The 1,659-nt window shown below is 44.8% G+C and carries 1 protein-coding gene; it reads left to right on the top strand.

Annotation, left to right across the window (positions count from 1 at the left end):
• The first annotated feature begins 102 nt into the window (after positions 1–102).
• Positions 103–1,605 (top strand): IS66 family transposase, encoded by a 1,503-nt coding sequence (gene tnpC / locus CWC14_RS15930; protein WP_138563850.1) that lies wholly within the window; start codon positions 103–105, stop codon positions 1,603–1,605.
• Positions 1,606–1,659 lie beyond the last annotated feature (54 nt).

Here is a 1,659-nt window from a genome sequence, read left to right as displayed (position 1 = left end):
CAGTCAGCACACAGTGACTTAATTACTTAGATCAATTGACGATCATCAAGGTTTAAGTTATTAACCCTATTCATTGTGCATAAAAGCCGTAAAATAAACGGCATGAACGATGTATTTACCTTACAACAACGCATTGCTGAGCTTGAAAAACAGCTTAAATATGAGCGCGAAGTATCTATACAGAAAGATGCTAAAATCGCCTATTTATATGAGCAATTCCGTTTAGCCCAACAAAAGCAATTCGGCAAAAGTGCTGAAGGCTTTGTAGGGCAAGGTGAATTATTTAATGAAGTTGAAGAGATTGCTGAGAAAGCTGAGCCAGAGCAGCAAGGAATTAGCTACACCCGCAACAAGCCTAAACGCAAGCCACTGCCAAAAGACTTACCCCGTGAACAAGTTATCCACGACATAGCAGATAAAAGCTGTGCATGTTGCGGTGGTGAGTTACATAAAATCGGTGAAGATACAGCTGAAAAGCTTGAGTTCATTCCAGCACACGTCAAAGTGATTGAACATATTCGCCCTAAATACGCCTGTCGTGAGTGTGAAAAATCAGGCACTGGGTCAACGATAAAGCAACAGCCTATGCCCGCCATGCCCATTAACAAAGGCATTGCCACCGCGAGCTTACTTAGCCAACTCATCACCAGTAAATATCAATATGGTTTACCGCTTCATCGCCAAGAGAGCATGTTTAAGCAATACGGCATTGAGCTGAGCCGCCAAACCATGAGCGATTGGGTGATTAAGTCAGCAGCGCTGTTTACCCCGCTGGTTAAACGGTTAAAAGAAGAATTACTCAAGCAACCACTCCTTAACGCTGATGAAACCACGGTCAATGTGGTGAAATCAGATAAAGTGAATAGTTACATGTGGGTGTACTGCTCAGGTGCTGACTCACCTAAACCCGACAGCCCCATCCCTAACATCGTGCTTTACGACTACCACACTAGTCGCGCAGCCGCCTGCGTGATGGATTATCTTGATGGCTATCAAGGGTACTTACATGTTGATGGTTATCAAGCTTATGAAAAGACACAGGCCAGTCTTGTGGGGTGCTGGGCGCACGCACGTCGGAAATTCATTGAAGCGAAAAAGCTGCAAGGGAAAAATAAGACAGGCAAAGCCGATGTGGTGCTCAGCTTAATACAAAAGCTGTATGGGATAGAGTCACGGTTGAAAGATAAATCAGCGGATGAGAGTTACCAGACTCGACAAGCACAGAGTAAACCGATACTCGATAAACTCAAACAGTGGCTTGAAAAACATCAGCCAAACCTTGTTGGTAATAGTAAACTCATTGATGCCGCCAATTACATGGCAAACCAGTGGCCGAAACTCATTGAGTACATTAATGATGGGCGACTGAGTATCGACAACAACCGTGCAGAAAGAGCCATCAAACCGTTTGTGATAGGCCGTAAGAACTGGCTGTTTAGCCAAACAGCAACAGGTGCTAACGCAAGCGCGATACTTTACAGCATCATCGAAACAGCCAAAGCCAACGGCTTAGCGCCATACGATTACATCACCGCGTGTTTAGATGAGCTGTGCCAATCAACACCTGATATCGATAGTCTATTACCGTGGAATTTTAAAGGCTAGGCGGTGATCACCGGACGGATACGAAATCCTAGCGCTTCGCTCATCATTTACTGG

Source organism: Pseudoalteromonas sp. S3260 (assembly GCF_005886925.1).
Taxonomy (GTDB): Bacteria; Pseudomonadota; Gammaproteobacteria; order Enterobacterales; family Alteromonadaceae; genus Pseudoalteromonas; species Pseudoalteromonas tetraodonis.
Note: the sequence above shows the minus strand (reverse complement) of the source record. Positions and strands in the feature narration are given on the sequence as shown.

Coding starts and splice junctions, on each gene's coding strand:
- tnpC (WP_138563850.1), top strand. CDS start 103: ATGAACGATGTATTTACCTTACAACAACGCATTGCTGAGCTTGAAAAA.